The following is a 16,342-nucleotide window of genomic DNA, read 5'->3' on the forward strand; positions in this document are numbered from 1 at the left end:
CCGCGAATGGAATTACGCGCCTGAATTTTTTCGTCAGTATTTCCCGATTGTAGAATTTTGTTTCTGGACTGTTTCTGCCCAATCCAGCCTCCCGTCACCATGCACGGCAAGATCGAGAGGCGGCCATCGGCCGCCTGTTCGACTACATCGGTGGCACGACGCCGTTGGTTCCGACCACGACGCGGCTGGCGCTCAGTGCGCCGTCGCTGCCCCGCTCAGCGGTGACGAAGACCGTCGCACCCGGCTTGAGGTCGGTAGGCGTCGCCGGCGCGAAGGTCACGACGGGCGTGGTGTCGGGGATCGAAATCTTCTTGGTCTGGCCATTGTCATAGGTCAGGGTGACGGATCGCCCGCTTATATCGGTAACGTCGGCGACGGTGCCGTTGGTCATCCGGCTGTTTGGCTGCAGGTCCCAGGGACGATCGCCTTCGCCAGTGCCTTTCAGCGCGGCCGGAAAGACCACCACCTCCAGGGCGCCGCTGCCGCCATCCGCTTTCGAAACAGAGGCAATGCCGAGGAAATCGCCCTGCTTGATGTCCTTTGCCGAGGCGTTGGCGACGCCCGAGATCTTCCAGCCAGCCTTGAGCTTGATCGCATCGGTATCGCCCTGGCGGGTTTTCACGGTGAGCAGCGTGGGTTCGAAACTGACCACCGTGCCGCGCACACGCAGCGCGTCTGCGGCCTGGGCGGCGCCTGCGCCGGCGACGGAAAGGCTGGAAATCGTGCCGAGCACGACCATGACTGTCTTCAAGTTCATTGCAAAGATCCTTCCGGGAACGAGCCGGCTGGAACCGGATGGTTTCACGCCAGCGACCCGGAGATAACGAATGGGCGCGGCGAAACTGCCGGCAAAAGGCCAATCGCTTCTTCAAAACAACTTGATCGCGACGTGTGCGCGAGAGGGCCGCGCCAGGCACCTGGTTCACGATCCCGTGACGGCCCTTTTGGCTCTTGGCAAATCGCCGGCGAGAGGGCATCTTCCCGACCGTCTCAGGCAACACTCCTCATTTGATCAAACTCTTTCAGTCATGGAGTTGCCAATGCCCCATAATGCGAAAAGCGAACCCCTCTCCGAACCGGCAACCAACGGGAGCGGGCCAGATTACAACACCCTCAGAGCGATGCGGGAGACCCGCGGTTACAGCGTGGAAGAGCTCTCCCTGACATGCGGCCTGGCGGTGGACGAGATTGAGGATATCGAAAGCGGCAGAGTGACCGACCCGTCGAAGCTGCGTCGTATTGTGTCCGCGCTTCACCTTCCCCAGGAGGCTCTGATCACCCCGGCTGCGCCGACGCCGGCGGCGCAAGGGCGATCGCTGGCTTAGATCCGCACCACGGATTCCAGAGAACCCGCCAAGGCTCCTTGGCGGGTTTCTTTGTACCTGCCGCAGCGTCTGCTTCAGCCTGGGGCTTGCCGATTTGTATGCCGCACGTGCTTATACGCGCGGCGGCCCCCGGCTGCCGAACCGCAATCTGCCGTCCATCAAGCTTTTTGAGCCATGGGTTTTCGATATGAGCCTGGAATCCGTTCGTGCCTTCTTCGCCACCCACGCGCCCGATATCGACGTCGTTGTCACGGAAGCGAGCTCGGCGACGGTGATGTTGGCGGCCGAGGCGCATGGCGTGCTGCCGGCCCAGATCGCCAAGACGATCTGCCTGCGCGTCGGCGACCGCACCATGCTGGTGGTGACCAGCGGCATCGCCAGACTGGACAACCGCAAATTCAAGGACCAGTTCGGCGGCAAGCCGCGCATGCTCGACGCCGCCGAGGTTGTCGAAGCGACCAGCCACCCGGTCGGCGGCGTCTGCCCGTTCGGCCTGCCGGCGCCGCTGCCGGTCTATTGCGACGTATCGCTGCGCGAGTTTGACGAAGTGGTGCCTGCGGCAGGCGCCACCAACGCCGCGGTGCGGATTGCACCGCAGCGCATGGTCGATCTCACCGGCGCTGAATGGGTGGATGTCTGTCAGGGCTAGGTTGAGGTCCCAGATTGGGCGTGAACAGCTGGCACGGACACCGGCTGACGACGGCAGTCACAGCCTACCATGCCGATCAGAATTTGTAGCTCAAGCTCGCGGAAACCGTATGGGTGCTTGGCTTCAAGATGGTTGGCCCAAGCTGGTCGTTCGCAAAATCGTGACTGCCGAAATGAGCATATGCATAATCGACGCCGACAATCCACTTCTCGTTGAGCGCATAGTCGACACCAGCGCCAATGGTCCAGCCAATGTAGGTTCGGCTTTGAGGATCGCTGCGATCCCCCGTGGTGGAATAGAAGACGTCATTTGCGTGCAGAAAAGCGATGCCGCCCTTTACATAAGGCATGAACCTATCTGCCGCGTAGCCAACCTTTGCAACAATGTGAGCTTGCCAGTCCGTGTGTACATTGATCTCTTCGTCATCAAACGTACTGTCCGCACCCTCGTTGAAAACTGCAACCAGCGATGCCTCGCCGCCGAGTACGAAATTGTTCGCGAACTGATAATTGTATCCGACTTTGCCACCAATTTCGGCTGACGTGTTGTCGGCATTGTAGCCGGAAGGATCATAGTTCGGGATGTCGAAATCACCCTTCAGGTAGTTCACCCCGGCGACGATACCCACATAGCCCCCAGTCCAGATGAAACCGGCAGGCGCCACATCCTGCGATGGCACATTGATGATCGGGTCGGCGGCAAGCGCCCCGCCCGTGAGGGCCAAAAGCAGTGCTGAAGAGAGAATGATCGTCTTCATGATATCCCCAAGATTCTACGCTGCTTAATCTACACACCAGCCCAAGCTTGAAAAGCGCTTCCATGTGATTGGAAACGTTTGGAATATGAGCGTTGTGAAACTGCCACACATTCGTGAATCGAGTTGAACTCAAGGTTTCAAGCGATTCAACGCGCCAATCGGCTTCCATCTCGTGCCGCCGACAGCCTCAATTCGTGTCGAAGAGCTGGAACTTTTGGTCTGTGCTACCCTTCGGGTGTCCGGAAAGGTGTCTCGTGGAAAGGCGGAAAGGACTTTTGGGGGCAAGTCCTGCTTTGAAATGGTCGGAGTGGCCGGATTCGAACCGACGACCCCTTGACCCCCAGTCAAGTGCGCTACCGGGCTGCGCTACACTCCGGACCGGTCGCGATGTATCGTGATAACCCCGTGCGGGTCAACCGAATTCCGCGACTTTTATCCCGCTGCGATTGCCGGTGCCGGCGAGCCCTGCAAGGCAGGCCGAAACAGCAGTTGATGGCGGTATTCCAGCGCGATGGCGCCCCAGATCAGGCCGAGCAGCAGGTAGACATGGCGCCAGTGGTCGATGTCGATGAAGGTGCCCAGCCCTATATTGCCGATGAAGGCGACGTAGGCGCACAGGAGATAGGGCTGCCACGGCCGGTCGCGCAGCAGGATGCGGAAGCCGGCTGCTATCGTCCACAAGACGAGCGCCAGGAACGACACGAAGCCGAGCCAGCCATAATCCATCAGCATCTTCAGCCAGATATCGTGGGTGTCTTCACCGAAGATCGTGCCGAAGACCAGCGGGCCGATGCCAAACGGATGCTCCATCGCCATCTGGAAGCCGATGCCGTAGCGGGCGAAGCGGCCGAGGCGGGCGGTGTCGTAGCTCTGTTCGAGCTGGGCACGGTTGGAGAACATCTCCGACACGCCGGGCAGCTGCAGGATGACGATCATGGCGACGACCAGCAGCGCCAGTGCGGCCATCGTCATCACCACCACACGCAGCCGGAACTTGCCGCTGGCGCTCTGCAGGAACAGGCAGCCGGTGAGCAGGACGGCCGAGACGGTGAACATGCCCCAGGCGCCGCGCGAGAAGGAGAAGAAGATGCCGGCGGTGATGATCAGCAGCGGCACCGCCAGCAGCGGCATGCGTGTCGCCGGTCCGGTCAAAAGCAGATAGAGCAGATAGATGCCGGGCAGCACCAGGAACGGGCCGAACACGTTCGGGTCCTGGAAGGCGCCGGCGGCGCGATCGTATTTGGTGAACATCTCCGCGCCCGGAAAGGCATGGAAATAGCCTGCAATGCCAAGCAGCGATGTGGCCACTGCCGAGACCACATAGGCAATGAAGATCAGCCGGTAGAGGCTCGGCTGTACGGCGGTGATCGATGCGAAGAACACCGCGCTGAAGGCGAGAAACAGCGACACGGCGAGATAGAGCGGCGTGTTGGCGAGGTCCGCCATCTGCGTCATGGAGATCATGCCGCCGATGTTCATCGTCACCAGCAGCACCAATAAGGGCGTGGCCGCGCGGGAAATCCTCAGGCCGAAAAGCGCCCAGATGGCGATCAGCCCGGCCATGTAGAGCTCATAGGGCGCCGGCTCGCTGATGACGAAGCCCGACAGCAGAATGCCGAGGAAGACCGCGCCCGACGAAATCAGCGCGACCAGCTTGGCGTTGACCGCCGCGCGCGGCAGATCATGGCTGATCGCACTCAATAGGCGTTTTCCGTATTGAGCAGCCGGAGCGGCGTCAGGAACAGGATCCGCAAATCGAACAGCAGCGACCAGTTCTCGATGTAGTAGAGATCATACTCGGTCCGCATGCGGATCTTCTCGTTGGTGTCCATCTCGCCGCGCCAGCCATTGATCTGCGCCCAGCCTGTGACGCCGGGCTTGACCTTGTGGCGGGCGAAATAGCCGTCGACGACCTCGTTGTAGAGCAGGTTGTGCGATTGCGCCGCGATGGCATGCGGACGCGGGCCGACCAGCGACAGCGAACCGAGCAGCGAGTTGAAGAACTGCGGCAGCTCGTCGATCGAGGTCTTGCGGATGAAGCGGCCGACGCGGGTGACGCGAGGATCGTTCTTGGTCACCGTCTGCTTGGCGGTCGGGTCGGCCTTGTCCGTATACATCGAACGGAACTTGTAGACCTCGATGATCTCGTTGTTGAAGCCGTGCCGCTTCTGATGGAACAGCACCGGCCCCTTGCTGTCGAGCTTGATGGCGATGGCGGTCGCCAGCATGACCGGCGAGAACACGACGATGCCGATCAGGCTGAAGACGATGTCGAAGGCGCGTTTGGCGACCGAATCCCAGTCGTTGATCGGCTTGTCGAAGATGTCGAGCATCGGCACCGCGCCGATGTAGGAATAGGCGCGCGGGCGAAACTGCAGCGCGTTGGAATGTGCCGACAGCCGGATGTCGACCGGCAGCACCCACAGCTTCTTCAGCAGCTGCAGCACCCGCGATTCGGCGGTCAGCGGCAGCGATACGATCAGCATGTCGATGCGGGCGATGCGGGCGAACTCGATCAGTTCCGAAATGGTGCCGAGCTTGGGGTAGCCGGCGACGATGGGCGGCGAGCGCTTGTCGCCGCGATCGTCGAAGATGCCGCAGATGCGGATATCGTTGTAGGGCTGCTTTTCGACCGAGCGGATCAGGATTTCCGCCGCCTTGCCGCCGCCGACGATGACGGCGCGCCGCTCCATGCGGCCATCGCGCGCCCAGGCCCGGATCAGCTTCGACATCACCAGCCTGAGGCCGAAGATGAGAACGAAGCCGATGACGAACCAACTGCCGAACAATAGGCGCGAATAGTCCTGCGACATCTTCATGACGAATGCCGTCAGCGCCATCAGGGCGAATGTGCCGGCCCAGACCAGCAGCACGCGGCCGAAGTTGGCGATGGGCCGCATCAGGGCGACGATCTGGTAGCAGTCGGTGACGTCGAGCAGCACCACGGCAAGGAACGAGCCGGCTGCGATCGTCACCGGATATTGCCAGGCGAGATAGTTGAAGAAACCGACATAGTGGAAATAGACGGCGAGCCCGGACAGGAACAGCAAGCCGAATTCGACCATGCGCAGGACACCGCTGACCATGATCGGCGACATCGTATCGCGCCGGTATTGCGAGGCGACCTGGCGGGCGACATCGTTCATGCCGCTTGGCGTGTCGCCGTCGGCCGGGCCGTCGAATTTACGCACCGCCTCTGCTGAAAAGCGGCGCGCGGGGTCGATCTCGTTCATGAGGGCTTTCCGCAAACTTCCCCATGGTCATAGCAAAAGAGAGCTAAGAAACCCTTGAAACAACGTATGGCTTTGGAACGGCTTGGCCCTGTGCCTACCTGTCGAGCGCGGCGAAATAGGCCTTCTCGATGTCGGCGGCCATCACATCGGCGCCGAAGCGTGCCTTGAGGTTGGCGCTATCGGGCATCAGGTCGCGATAGGCGACCGGGTCGGCCAGCGCCTGGCTCATCCTGTCGGCGAGCTCGATCGGGTCAGGTCGGATCAGGGCAGGGGAACCGGTGTCGAATATCTCCGGGATGCCGCCGACCGCGGTTGCGATCATCGGCTTTCCCGCGGCAAGCGTTTCCAGGACGATATAGGGCATGGCTTCGGCGCGCGAGGGAACGATGATAAGCGCGGCAAGGGCAAAGGCCTCCCTGGCCGGCATCGGCGGCAGGAAGCGGACATGGCGCTCGAGCCCGAGGCGTTTCACTTGCCCGTGGTAACGCGCAAGGTCGTCGCCGTCGCCGACCATCACCGCGGTCAGTGCGCGGCCGAACTGTGGGCCGGCGAGGGCCAATGCGTCGATGAAGATATCCGGTCCCTTCAGGTCGCGCATCATGCCGATATAAAGCAGGTCGGCTGCGTCCGGCTCGGTGATCACCGGCTCGAATTCAGTGGCGCGCAGGCCGTTATAGACGAGGGTGTTGGGAATGGGCGGCTCGCCAACCTTGTGGCGATAGGTCCGCCGCTCATAGTCCGAGACAAACAGCAGATAGTCGGTGAAGCGAGCCATGAAGCGCTCGAGCGCGAAGAACAGCTTTCCGATGACCGTGCTCTCGTCATAGTGGAGCGAGCCGCCATGCGGCGAATAAAGGCGGGCTACGCGAGACCTTGATACCCGCAACAAAGAGCCGAACAGACGGGCATAGGCGCCACCCTTGGCGCCGTGCCCATGCAGTACGTCCGGCCGCAATTCCTTGATGATCCTGTATGTGCGCCAAGCCGAGGCAAGGTCGCCGGGACCGACATGGCGCTGCATCGGCGTGCGATGAATGCCGAGCGCCAGCATGCCCTTCATCTGCTCGAACAAATGTTCCTCGAACGCGCCGCCCGTCGTCGAATCGCAGACGATGCCGACCGAATGCCCGGCGGCGACCTGCGCCTCGGCCAGGTCGCGCACATGCCGGAAAATTCCTCCGACGGGTGAGCGAAAGCAATGGACGATCCTGAGCCTGTCCGCCACGTGGTGTCTGTCAGAACAGACGTTCGCGGACGTAGACCGTATCGCCCGGCAGCAGCGGGTCGGAGGTGACCACGCGGCCGGTCATCACCTTGCCGTTGATGTCGCGGGTGATGTCGACGCTTTCCTGGTTGGCGCGCGGCGTAAAGCCGCCGGCAATGGCGATCGCCTTCTGCACCGTCAGGCCGGGAACATAGGAATATTGGCCGGCGGCACCCACTTCGCCCATGACGAAGATCGGCCGGTAGCGGTCGATCTCGACCGAAACGTCGGGATCGCGCAGATAGCCTTGCCGCAATTTGTCGGCGATCTCCTTTTCCATCTGCTGCGCGGTGTGGCCGCGCGCCGGTATGGCGCCGACAAGCGGGAAGGAGAGATAGCCGGATTGATCGACACTGTAGGTGTTGGTCAGCCCGTCCTGCTCGAACACGGTCACGCGGACGCGGTCGCCGGCGCCAAGACGGTAGGGCTGATCGAGCACCTCATGGAAGGCGGCCGGCGTCGGCCGGTAGCTGGAACAGCCAGCCAGCATCGATACGGCAAGCAGCGCGCGAAACAGGGAAGCAGTGCTTTTCATGACCGGACAAGTACCTTCGACTGGGCCGCTGCGGCGTCGCAGCAAACATCAGGGATCGAGGCCCGTTATCATCCTGTTAGGGTTAATGGCCGGTAAAGGGAGCGGCCGACACGTGGCGCATCGGCAAGAGTTTTTGTGATTCTTGGCGGTTTTGTTTGCCGCCCGCCAGTAAACCCTAACGGAAACTTACCACGATCTTAACGGCTGAGTTACCATAGTTGTTTACGGTGCGTGCTGACCCAGTATCGGAGTAGGGATGCATGTCCGTTCAGTCCGCGGCCGCAGATGTCGATGTCGATCTCAGGCAGCTCTTCGCCAGTCTGGCGAGGAACTGGCTGCGTATAGTCCTCGTCGTCCTGTTGGCAACCGGGCTGGCCTTCGCTTTCGCCTCGCTGGCAACCCGGCACTACAAGGCCGAGACGCAGGTGGAGATCGCGCCGCGCGAATCCATCTACACGCGGCCGGCCAGCAACAACAATGACACCGACAAGCCTATTCTCGACGAACAGGGCGTCGCCACCCAGGTCCAGATCATTTCCTCCAACGAAATCCTCAAGCAGGTCTCGCAAAAGCTTGGTCTGGAAAAACTGCCCGAGTTCAATGAAGCGCTCGACATGTCGGCGGTGAGCCGCGCTCTGGTCCTGGTCGGGCTGAAAAGCGACCCGATGGAAATTCCGACGGAAGAGCGCGTGCTCAAGAAAATGCACGAGAAGCTCAACGTCTATGGCGTCGAGAAGACCCGCATCATTGCCGTCGAGTTCTCATCGGAAGATCCCAAGCTCGCGGCCGCCGTACCGGACGCCATCGCCGCCGCCTATATAGCGGGGCAAGGGGCGGCCAAGCTCGAATCGAACAGCGCCGCGGCAGACTTCCTGGCGCCCGAGATCGCCGACCTGCAGCGGCAGGTCAAGGATGCCGAGGCGAAGGTCGCCGCCTATCGCGCCCAGTCCGATCTCCTGATGGGTGGCAACAATTCGGTGCTGGCCACCCAGCAGCTTTCGGAACTGTCGAGCGAACTGTCGAAAGTGCGCGCCAACCGCGCCGCGGCCGAAGCGACCGCCGACGGTGTGCGCAGGGCGCTGCAGAATGGCGGTTCGCTGGATGCCGTGCCGGAGGTTCTGTCGTCGGACCTGATCCAGCGCTTGCGTGAGCGACAGGTCGAATTGCGCTCCAACATCGCCGATCTGTCGACGACACTGCTTGGCAATCATCCGCGCATTCGCGCGCTGAAATCGCAACTGTCCGATCTCGACGCACAGATTCGCAGCGAGGCCCAGAAGATCATGAAAGGCCTGTTGATGCAGGCCGAGACGGCAAAGGCCCGCGAGAACCAGCTTGTCGCCGACGTCAACACATTGAAAGCCGCTTCGGCGCAGGCCGGCGAACAACAGGTCGATCTCGACGCACTGCAGCGCGACGCGACCGCCAAGCGACAGCAACTCGAACTGTACCTGACCAACTACCGCGAAGCCGCTTCGCGCCAGGATCGCAACTATCTGCCGGTCGACGCGCGGATCGCCTCGAAGGCTTCGGTTCCCTCCGAGGCCTACTTCCCGAAGGTCGGGCCGATCGTCGGCGCGGCTTTCGCCGCATCGCTGCTGATCATGGCCATCGTGACGCTTCTGCGGGGGCTGTGTTCAGGTCGCGCGATGCGACCGGCGAGCGGTTCCCGTTTTGAACGGATCGATGAGGTCGCGATGCCCCATGTGGCGCAGGCGCCGGTCGCCAAGCCATTTGTCCGCCACGAGCCTGCCGTCCTGCAGGACTCCTTGGTTGGCCAGGAGCTGCCTGAACGTGCGGATGAAGCGGAGCCCTATGCCGCCGCGATGCCGGCCATGGCCGAGGCACCGGATGTGGTCGCAATGCCCGATACGACGGCGACAGAGCAGACGGCTGTCGAGCCCGAACCGGCGCGTTCCACCCTGGGCGAGATCGATATCGAGAAGGCTGCCGAAAAGCTGATCTCCAGCGGTGCGGCGCGCGCCATATTCGTCTCGCCGGAAGGCGACGAGGCGGCTGCATCCGCGATCCTGGTGGCGCGCGAGGTCGCCGACGCCGGGCTGCGCGTGCTGTTGCTGGACCTCACCGCGTCGGGGGCCGCCTCGCGGCCGATGCTGGACAGCGGGCTTTTCCCCGGCATCACCAACCTGCTCGCTTCGGAAGCGCAGTTCAGTGACGTCATCCATGCCGATCTCTACTCGGACTGTCACGTCATCCCGGTCGGAACCGCCGATCCGGTTCGTGCCATGCGTGCCGCCGACCGGCTGCCGATCATCATGCAGTCGCTGACGACAGCCTACGACCTGGTCGTGGTCGAGTGCGGACCGGCCGACGCACAAGGCATCGGCCGCCTGACCGGCGATGCCACCGAGGTCTTTCTCTCCATGCTGGAGGCCGACGATGAGGTGACGCAGGCTGCGGTCAAGCTGATCGAGAACGGCTACCCCGACCTGACGCTGGTGACGCCGCTCGGCCACGAACCGCCCGGCAATCCGGTGCCGAGAAGGCGCACTGCCGCTGCCTGAGGGGAGCCCCGGATCGCCGGCGGGGCCGTTCTGCGGTTCGCCCGATCTATCCCAGTTCAAGCGTCGTTACGCCGAACACCCTTCGCAGGTCCAATTCCGGGGCAGGCCCCTTGTACATGCGCGTGGTGGTGAAGGTCGGCGCAAAGCCGGCCGCATCGAGCGCAGTTATGAAGCCGGCGTTATCGGCGGGGACGTCGATGTGCAGCTCGCCGCCCTCGCAGGCACCGGCCAGCCCCTCCAGGAGTTGCAAAGCGATCTCCGTGTCGTCGGCAAACAGCGGGCCGATCTTGAAGCCGGATCGACAGCGGCGCGCCACGCCAAAACCGGTCACGCCGCGCGAACCGATCGCCGCTAGCCCATGATGCGGCTCCTGCAGCCATCGCTTCAGAAAGGTGCCTCGGGGCGCCGGAAAGCAATGGGCGTCATAGGCGACGATGCCGGACAGGAGCTGCGTCGTAATCATCCGCAACCCATCGGCCCTGACCGGCTGGCCTGCCATGCGCCCGGTGAAGCGGATGGTCTCATAGGCCGGCGCGAAGCCCTTGCGCCGGTAATTGGCCTGCTGCTCGGCGACGCCGTCGAGGCCGACAGTCCGGCCCGAGAGCCTTTTCATGCCGGCGTCCCACACGGCCTTGCCGTAGCTCATGCCGCGCATGTCAGGCCGGCAGATGTAGAGGCCGATGAAACCGAATTCGCTTCCATAGGCCACGGCCGAAATTGCCGCGACCATGTCGTCGCCGACAAAGGCGCCGATGAAGCCTTCGGGGTCCGCGGCCTGGAACATCGCCGGGTCTTCATGACCTGGGTTCCAGCCTTCCGCGGCCGCCCAGTCGACGAGAAGCGCCAGTTCCTGCAGGGACAGTGTGCGGATGATCGGCTTCATGGCGTCAGCTATCTTCTTCCGCGGGCGCTGCCTGGCCGGCGGCTTTGCGGCGCAGCACTTTGGTCAGCTTCCAGATCGTCGGGCTGTTCTTGACGAAGGCCTTCAGCCGTGCGCCTTGCCGAAGCGTCAGCGCCAGCATGCGGCCCTTCACGGTCAAGGGGACCAGCACTTCGAAATGCCGCGTTTCGATATCGCACCACAGCCGCTTGTAAGGCTCATCTCCGACCGAAAAGTCATAGACCTCGAAACCGGTCTCGCAGGCTTCCTGGATGTTGTCGAAGAACAGGAAGTCGCCGGGGCTGGCGTGCCCAAGATCGTCCTCGGCGATCGCTCCGAATTCGCAGATCAGGCGTTTGCCCAAGCGGCTTGAACCGGTGATGGCGCGCAGCTTGCCGGCAACCTCGAGCCCGTGCAGCACGAAGGAAGGCCTGTCCTCGGCAAGCGCCTGCATGAACAGCGCGCGGAAGAAGCCGCGTACCTGTGCGTCGCCAAAAACATTGGCGATGCCCATCTTGCGGAAGCGGAGTTCCTTCATCTCGAAGAAGGCGTCGAGCAGCCTGCCCACCTCGTCGGGGGTGCGGGCCCCGATGCGCCGATAGCTGCCTACGGCCTCGAATTTCCGGATCTGCGACCGGTGCTTCTTGCGTTTGCGTTTGCCGCTGGCGCGGGAAAGCAGCGCATCGAAGCCGCCGGCGAGATCGACGGCCAGCGACAGGTTGGGGCTGGAAAAATGCTCAAGCGATGCGAGCGGATTGGCGACGCCGTCGAGATCGGGCAGCAACCGCTCGAGCGCGACCAGATCGATGTCCGGGCGTGCCTTGGCGATGGCCGCCAGCACCGATCGGAGGGCCGGTATATCCGCTTTGGCCAGCCAGTTCGGGTCCGCGGCGACGAAGTTGCCGTTGGCGTGGCGCCCACCCATGAAGCGGGCGATCCGGAACGGCCCCCTGGCGGCAACCTCCAGCGCCAGCGAGAAAACCGGTTTGCCCTCGGCACTCAGCGTCGCGACGAGCAGGTCCGGTCGTGTCTCGGTCGCCCAGTTCTGGACCCAGGCAGCACTCTGCGCCGGCCCAAACAGGGCCGAGCGGCAGAACTCGGCATAGGCCGCGAGTCCGTCCGTGGACGCCACTGAAATCGACAGGCCGGCATGGTCCCGTGGCAAGGCGCGCGACGATGCCTCGGTCGCCGCAAGCCGATTGCCGTCAAATGACGCGGTTGCGTCAACCATACCTCAATCCTTAGGACGTATTGATCGCGATTTGGGGGTTCGCATAGGCGCATTCCGTGCTTGGATCAGCCTAGGCGCAAAAGGTGAATGAATGATCGACGGCGGGGAGGCAATCCGGAAACTGGCGCTGAACGTCGCCCGCTATACCGGCCTTGCACCGCTGGCCAAGCCGTTCATCGGCGGCATCGGCGCCATCCTGATGCTGCACCGTGTTACCGCGACGCCGGAAAAGCCGGACAGCGTCAACCGGCATCTGAATATCGCGCCCGGCTTCCTTGACGCCATGATCGCCGACATGAAGGCGCATGGCTATGCCTTCGTCTCCATGGACGAAGCCGTTGAGCGCATCAAGGCAGGCGGCAAGGGCGGTCAGTTTGCCACCATCACCGCCGACGACGCCTATCGCGACAACATGGTCGAGGCGCTGCCGGTGTTGGAGAAGCATGGCGCGCCGATCACCATCTATGTCGCACCCGGGCTGATCAACGGCACAGCAGACCTGTGGTGGGACGTTGTCGAGGACATCGTCAACGCGCGCGATACCTTGACGCTGACGCGGCCGAATGGTCCGCTGGCGATCGATTGCTCGACCCCCGCGAAGAAGCTGCAGGCCAATGCACGCCTGCACGCCTATCTCACCTCGGAAATCCGCGAGGAGGACCTGCAGGCCGTGTTGCGTGACCTGGCTCGCGCAAACGGCATCGACGCCGACGGCCCACGCTTGCGCACATTGATGAGCTGGGATGAAATCCGTCGCATCGCCGCGCATCCGCTGGTGACGATCGGCGCCCATACGATCAACCACAGCAATCTGAAGCGGCTCTCCGAAGCCGATGCCCGGCACGAGGTTGGCGCCGTGCGCGCCATGTTGCAGGCCGAACTGGGCGAAATGCCCCGCCATTTCGCTTATCCCTATGGCTATGCCAGCGCTGTCGGCTGCCGCGAAGTGGGTTTTGCCCGCGATGCAGGCTATATCTCCGCCGTGACGACGCGCCACGGCGTGCTGCGCGCCGAGCATGCCGGGTTCCTGCACGCCTTGCCGCGCATTTCCGTCAACGGCCGCTACCAGAGCCTCGCCCACATCCGCACCATGCTGTCGGGCGTGACGACGCCGCTCGCCAACGCCGGCAAGATGGTTGTCACCATCTAACGCTGGCGGTTTCGCCTAGCGCTTGGCCCTCGGCTCCAGCATCAACCATTTGATGATGCCCATCGCCGGCAGCACCCACAGCAGGCCGCTGAGCAGGAAGAACAGGAAATGCACCCACGGACCCGACTCCGACAGCCGGGCGACCGCGAAGATCGATGCGACCAGCGCATAGATGATGACCAGCGCCACCAGCAGAAACATTCCGATCAGCTTTTTCAGGCGCAGGGGCATGGCTGGTCTCCTGATCGAGCATGCCGGAATTCGCACAAGAGGCCTGGCAGGCTCATGGGGTATCGGCCTCGCATAGGCCTTGAGGCGAGACTGTGCAACCGGTGAGACGCGGCGCGACGGCGTGCCGCGCCGTATGGTCTTGCCAGCACGGGTGCGATGGTCCACCAATCCGCCAAATCAACCTGCCGGGACAAGATCATGGCTGCCATATCAGCTGCCGCGCCATACGTCGCCCGCGACCGCGACCTGCATAACCGGGCGCTGCTGCGCGGCTGGCTCTATGTGGTGCTTCTGGTGCTGTTTGCGCTGGTGCTGGTCGGCGGCGCCACCAGGCTCACCGATTCCGGCCTGTCGATTACGCAGTGGAAGCCGATCCACGGCGTGATCCCGCCGCTCAACGATGCCGAGTGGCAAGAGGAATTCCAGCTCTATCAGCAGATCCCGCAATATGCCGAGCTCAACAAGGGCATGAGCATCGAGGCGTTCAAGTCGATCTTCTGGTGGGAATGGGCGCACCGCATCCTGGCGCGCAGCGTCGGCCTGGTCTTTGCCCTGCCGCTGCTGTTCTTCTGGGCGACGCGCCGCATCGAGCGCGGCCTGGGAGCGAAGCTGGTGGGCATTCTCCTGCTCGGCGGCCTGCAAGGCGCCATCGGCTGGTGGATGGTGGCTTCAGGATTGGTCGACCGGGTCTCCGTCAGCCAGTACCGGCTGGCGACCCACTTGACACTCGCCGCGCTGATCTTCACCGCCACCATGGTGGTCGCGCGAGGATTGGCGCCGCATTCCGAACCCGCCGCCGATCGGTCGACGCAGAGGCTGGCCGGCTTCATCGTGCTGCTGGCGCTGATCCAGATCTATCTCGGCGGCCTGGTAGCCGGGCTCGATGCGGGCCTGAGCTACAACACCTGGCCGTTGATGGACGGCAAGATCATCCCTGGCGATCTGCTGATCCTCGAGCCGGCATGGCGCAACTTCTTCGAGAGCCCGAAGACGGTGCAGTTCGTCCATCGGCTTGGCGCCTACACGGTTTTCGTCGTGGCCTTGTGGCACATGATCGCCACGCGCCGGCGGCTGCCTGAAACAACGCATGCGCGGCGCGCGACGCTGCTGTTTCTACTGGTGCTGGTCCAAGCTTCGATCGGTATCGGCACGCTGCTGATGCATGTGCCGCTGCATTTGGCGCTGACCCATCAGGGATTTGCGCTCGTCGTCCTGGGGTTTGCAGCCGCCCATTGGCGCGGCACCAAGGGTGCTTGTCCCTTGCCGGCGGGAATAGCGCTCAGGGGCTGATCTTGAGCTGATCTACCGGGTCCGGATCAGAAGCTTGCCCGTACCGCCCGGATCGCCTTGACGACCGACAATTCGCGGTTCTCCTCGACCGCATTGTCGTCCTCATGATGCCATGACGCCGAGAGGCAACCATAGGCGATGGCATGATCAAGGATGGCGGGTGGTGTCTGGCCCAGCGTTTTGGCAAAAATCCCGGCCATACCAGCGATCCGCTCGGGGTCGAGGCAGAGATCGTCCCGCTCGAGCGGGTTGTAGAACATGTTCGCCGCATCGAAGCCGGGATCGCCGAGCACGCCCTTCGGATCGATAGCCAGCCAGCCGCGCCGTCCGTGCAGGATGTTCTCGTGATGCAGGTCGCCATGCAGTGGCCTGATATCGTGCGGATCGGCCAGCAGCCGGTCGGCAATAGTGGCGGCCTCGACATAGAGGCTCTCATGGCCGGCGTCGCGATCGGCATTTGCCTTGTTGAACAGGCTGGCGAACCGTTCCCTCAGTGGCTGAAGTTCGGGCGGGAAGGGGTCTTTCCCCTGTGAAAACAGTTTCGCCATCACCTCGGCCGCGATTACGGTCGCGGCAAAGTCGCCCTGTTCTTCGAGAACCTGCTGAAGCAGCGTTTCACCGGCGTATTCGAGCAGCATGCTGTGGCCGTCGCGGCCGAGCAGACGCACCGCGCCTTCGCCGCTCCGCCAGGCGAGATAATGCTCGCCGCGCAACTCGTCGGCGACATCGTCGAAAGGCTTGAGCGCCTTGACGATCGCCGGCGACCCGTCTTCGCGCAAAACCTTCCAGATGCGGCTCGAAAAGGTCTCGGCAATGAGTTCGGGCGCGCTGACTTTCCAGCGCGCCGGAAAGGCTGGCGTGTCCATCAGAGGCCGAGCATCAGGTCCATGTTCTGCACGGCGGCACCGGAGGCACCCTTGCCAAGATTGTCATAGACCGCCAGCAGCAGGGCCTGCGCCCGTTTGTCATTGGCAAAGACATAGACCTTCATCCGGTTGGTGCCGTTGTAGACCTCGGGATTGATCTCCGGCATGCGCTCCGAATGCGCATAGGGCGCCACTTCGACCACGCCGCCCTTGATGGCGGCGAAATGGTCGGCAATCGCCGCATGCAGCTCCGCACCGGTCGGCACATGGTCGAGGCCGCCAAGCTGCAACGGCACGACGGTGATCATGCCTTGCGCGAAATTGCCGACCGCCGGCTGCATGATCGGATCATGCGACAGCCTGGCATAGGCCCTCAATTCCGGCACGTGCTTGTGCTGAAGCGTGA

15 protein-coding genes, 1 tRNA gene and 1 pseudogene are annotated in these 16,342 nt (G+C 62.9%); 5 read left to right on the forward strand and 12 right to left on the reverse strand.

Annotated features, from left to right (window positions below; genetic code table 11):
- Positions 1-142: 142 nt before the first annotated feature.
- Entirely contained in the window at positions 143-757 is a 615-nt protein-coding gene (locus EN964_RS06300) for a hypothetical protein (protein WP_127272079.1), read from the reverse strand.
- Positions 758-827: 70 nt separating this feature from the next.
- Between EN964_RS06300 and EN964_RS39355 the strand changes: the two genes are divergently transcribed.
- On the forward strand, positions 828-1,325 hold the full coding sequence (locus tag EN964_RS39355) for a helix-turn-helix domain-containing protein (RefSeq protein ID WP_372958878.1): 498 nt from the start codon (positions 828-830) through the stop codon (positions 1,323-1,325).
- A gap of 187 nt (positions 1,326-1,512) precedes the next feature.
- Positions 1,513-1,974, forward strand: a complete 462-nt coding sequence (locus EN964_RS06310) for a YbaK/EbsC family protein (RefSeq protein WP_127267062.1) — start codon at positions 1,513-1,515, stop codon at positions 1,972-1,974.
- Positions 1,975-2,050: 76 nt separating this feature from the next.
- Here the strand turns inward: EN964_RS06310 and EN964_RS06315 are convergent, their stop codons facing one another.
- From EN964_RS06315 to EN964_RS06340, 6 genes are all read right to left on the reverse strand, one after another.
- Complete coding sequence (locus tag EN964_RS06315; RefSeq protein ID WP_127267063.1) at positions 2,051-2,731, reverse strand: outer membrane protein; 681 nt, start codon at positions 2,729-2,731, stop codon at positions 2,051-2,053.
- 299 nt (positions 2,732-3,030) lie between these two features.
- Positions 3,031-3,107, reverse strand: a tRNA-Pro gene (locus tag EN964_RS06320).
- A gap of 56 nt (positions 3,108-3,163) precedes the next feature.
- On the reverse strand, positions 3,164-4,432 hold the full coding sequence (locus EN964_RS06325; RefSeq protein WP_127267064.1) for an O-antigen ligase: 1,269 nt from the start codon (positions 4,430-4,432) through the stop codon (positions 3,164-3,166).
- Positions 4,429-5,964 carry an undecaprenyl-phosphate glucose phosphotransferase gene (locus EN964_RS06330; protein WP_127267065.1) on the reverse strand — a complete coding sequence of 512 codons (1,536 nt, stop codon included), beginning with the start codon at positions 5,962-5,964 and terminating at the stop codon, positions 4,429-4,431. Before EN964_RS06330 ends, EN964_RS06325 begins: the two co-directional genes overlap by 4 nt.
- 94 nt (positions 5,965-6,058) lie before the next feature.
- A complete protein-coding gene (locus EN964_RS06335) occupies positions 6,059-7,189 on the reverse strand; it encodes a glycosyltransferase family 4 protein (RefSeq protein WP_127267066.1) in 1,131 nt (376 codons plus the stop codon).
- A 10-nt stretch (positions 7,190-7,199) separates the two neighbouring features.
- The gene (locus EN964_RS06340) at positions 7,200-7,763 is read right to left on the reverse strand and encodes a polysaccharide biosynthesis/export family protein (RefSeq protein WP_013532220.1); all 564 of its coding nucleotides are present in this window, start codon (positions 7,761-7,763) and stop codon (positions 7,200-7,202) included.
- A gap of 260 nt (positions 7,764-8,023) precedes the next feature.
- Here EN964_RS06340 and EN964_RS06345 point away from each other — a divergent pair, with 260 nt between their 5' ends.
- Entirely contained in the window at positions 8,024-10,288 is a 2,265-nt protein-coding gene (locus EN964_RS06345; protein ID WP_127276256.1) for an exopolysaccharide transport family protein, read from the forward strand.
- Positions 10,289-10,334: 46 nt separating this feature from the next.
- Here the strand turns inward: EN964_RS06345 and EN964_RS06350 are convergent, their stop codons facing one another.
- On the reverse strand, positions 10,335-11,171 hold the full coding sequence (locus tag EN964_RS06350; RefSeq protein WP_127267068.1) for a GNAT family N-acetyltransferase: 837 nt from the start codon (positions 11,169-11,171) through the stop codon (positions 10,335-10,337).
- Between the two features lie 4 nt (positions 11,172-11,175).
- The gene (locus EN964_RS06355) at positions 11,176-12,399 is read right to left on the reverse strand and encodes a GNAT family N-acetyltransferase (RefSeq protein WP_127267069.1); all 1,224 of its coding nucleotides are present in this window, start codon (positions 12,397-12,399) and stop codon (positions 11,176-11,178) included.
- Between the two features lie 91 nt (positions 12,400-12,490).
- Here EN964_RS06355 and EN964_RS06360 point away from each other — a divergent pair, with 91 nt between their 5' ends.
- Positions 12,491-13,549 carry a polysaccharide deacetylase family protein gene (locus EN964_RS06360; protein WP_127267070.1) on the forward strand — a complete coding sequence of 353 codons (1,059 nt, stop codon included), beginning with the start codon at positions 12,491-12,493 and terminating at the stop codon, positions 13,547-13,549.
- Between the two features lie 15 nt (positions 13,550-13,564).
- On the opposite strand, the gene EN964_RS06365 is transcribed toward EN964_RS06360, so the two are convergent.
- The gene (locus tag EN964_RS06365; RefSeq protein ID WP_013532215.1) at positions 13,565-13,780 is read right to left on the reverse strand and encodes a DUF2842 domain-containing protein; all 216 of its coding nucleotides are present in this window, start codon (positions 13,778-13,780) and stop codon (positions 13,565-13,567) included.
- A 198-nt stretch (positions 13,781-13,978) separates the two neighbouring features.
- On the opposite strand from EN964_RS06365, the gene EN964_RS06370 reads away from it, so the two are divergent.
- The gene (locus EN964_RS06370; RefSeq protein WP_127267071.1) at positions 13,979-15,070 is read left to right on the forward strand and encodes a COX15/CtaA family protein; all 1,092 of its coding nucleotides are present in this window, start codon (positions 13,979-13,981) and stop codon (positions 15,068-15,070) included.
- A 26-nt stretch (positions 15,071-15,096) separates the two neighbouring features.
- On the opposite strand, the gene EN964_RS06375 is transcribed toward EN964_RS06370, so the two are convergent.
- Both EN964_RS06375 and EN964_RS06380 read right to left on the reverse strand, forming a co-directional pair.
- The gene (locus EN964_RS06375; protein WP_206517161.1) at positions 15,097-15,939 is read right to left on the reverse strand and encodes an aminoglycoside phosphotransferase family protein; all 843 of its coding nucleotides are present in this window, start codon (positions 15,937-15,939) and stop codon (positions 15,097-15,099) included.
- Positions 15,936-16,342, reverse strand: a pseudogene (locus EN964_RS06380) (N-acetyl-gamma-glutamyl-phosphate reductase); the annotation flags it as partial. The pseudogene EN964_RS06380 and the gene EN964_RS06375, both read right to left, overlap by 4 nt.

This window comes from Mesorhizobium sp. M7A.F.Ca.CA.001.10.2.1, from assembly GCF_003998575.1.
Lineage (GTDB): Bacteria > Pseudomonadota > Alphaproteobacteria > Rhizobiales > Rhizobiaceae > Mesorhizobium.

Excerpts from the sequence above, each read along its gene's own strand:
- EN964_RS06300 (WP_127272079.1), bottom strand. The coding sequence starts at position 757 with ATGAACTTGAAGACAGTCATGGTCGTGCTCGGCACGATTTCCAGCCTT.
- EN964_RS39355 (WP_372958878.1), top strand. The coding sequence starts at position 828 with ATGGGCGCGGCGAAACTGCCGGCAAAAGGCCAATCGCTTCTTCAAAAC.
- EN964_RS06310 (WP_127267062.1), top strand. The coding sequence starts at position 1,513 with ATGAGCCTGGAATCCGTTCGTGCCTTCTTCGCCACCCACGCGCCCGAT.
- EN964_RS06315 (WP_127267063.1), bottom strand. The coding sequence starts at position 2,731 with ATGAAGACGATCATTCTCTCTTCAGCACTGCTTTTGGCCCTCACGGGC.
- EN964_RS06330 (WP_127267065.1), bottom strand. The coding sequence starts at position 5,964 with ATGAACGAGATCGACCCCGCGCGCCGCTTTTCAGCAGAGGCGGTGCGT.
- EN964_RS06340 (WP_013532220.1), bottom strand. The coding sequence starts at position 7,763 with ATGAAAAGCACTGCTTCCCTGTTTCGCGCGCTGCTTGCCGTATCGATG.
- EN964_RS06345 (WP_127276256.1), top strand. The coding sequence starts at position 8,024 with ATGTCCGTTCAGTCCGCGGCCGCAGATGTCGATGTCGATCTCAGGCAG.
- EN964_RS06350 (WP_127267068.1), bottom strand. The coding sequence starts at position 11,171 with ATGAAGCCGATCATCCGCACACTGTCCCTGCAGGAACTGGCGCTTCTC.
- EN964_RS06355 (WP_127267069.1), bottom strand. The coding sequence starts at position 12,399 with ATGGTTGACGCAACCGCGTCATTTGACGGCAATCGGCTTGCGGCGACC.
- EN964_RS06360 (WP_127267070.1), top strand. The coding sequence starts at position 12,491 with ATGATCGACGGCGGGGAGGCAATCCGGAAACTGGCGCTGAACGTCGCC.
- EN964_RS06365 (WP_013532215.1), bottom strand. The coding sequence starts at position 13,780 with ATGCCCCTGCGCCTGAAAAAGCTGATCGGAATGTTTCTGCTGGTGGCG.
- EN964_RS06370 (WP_127267071.1), top strand. The coding sequence starts at position 13,979 with ATGGCTGCCATATCAGCTGCCGCGCCATACGTCGCCCGCGACCGCGAC.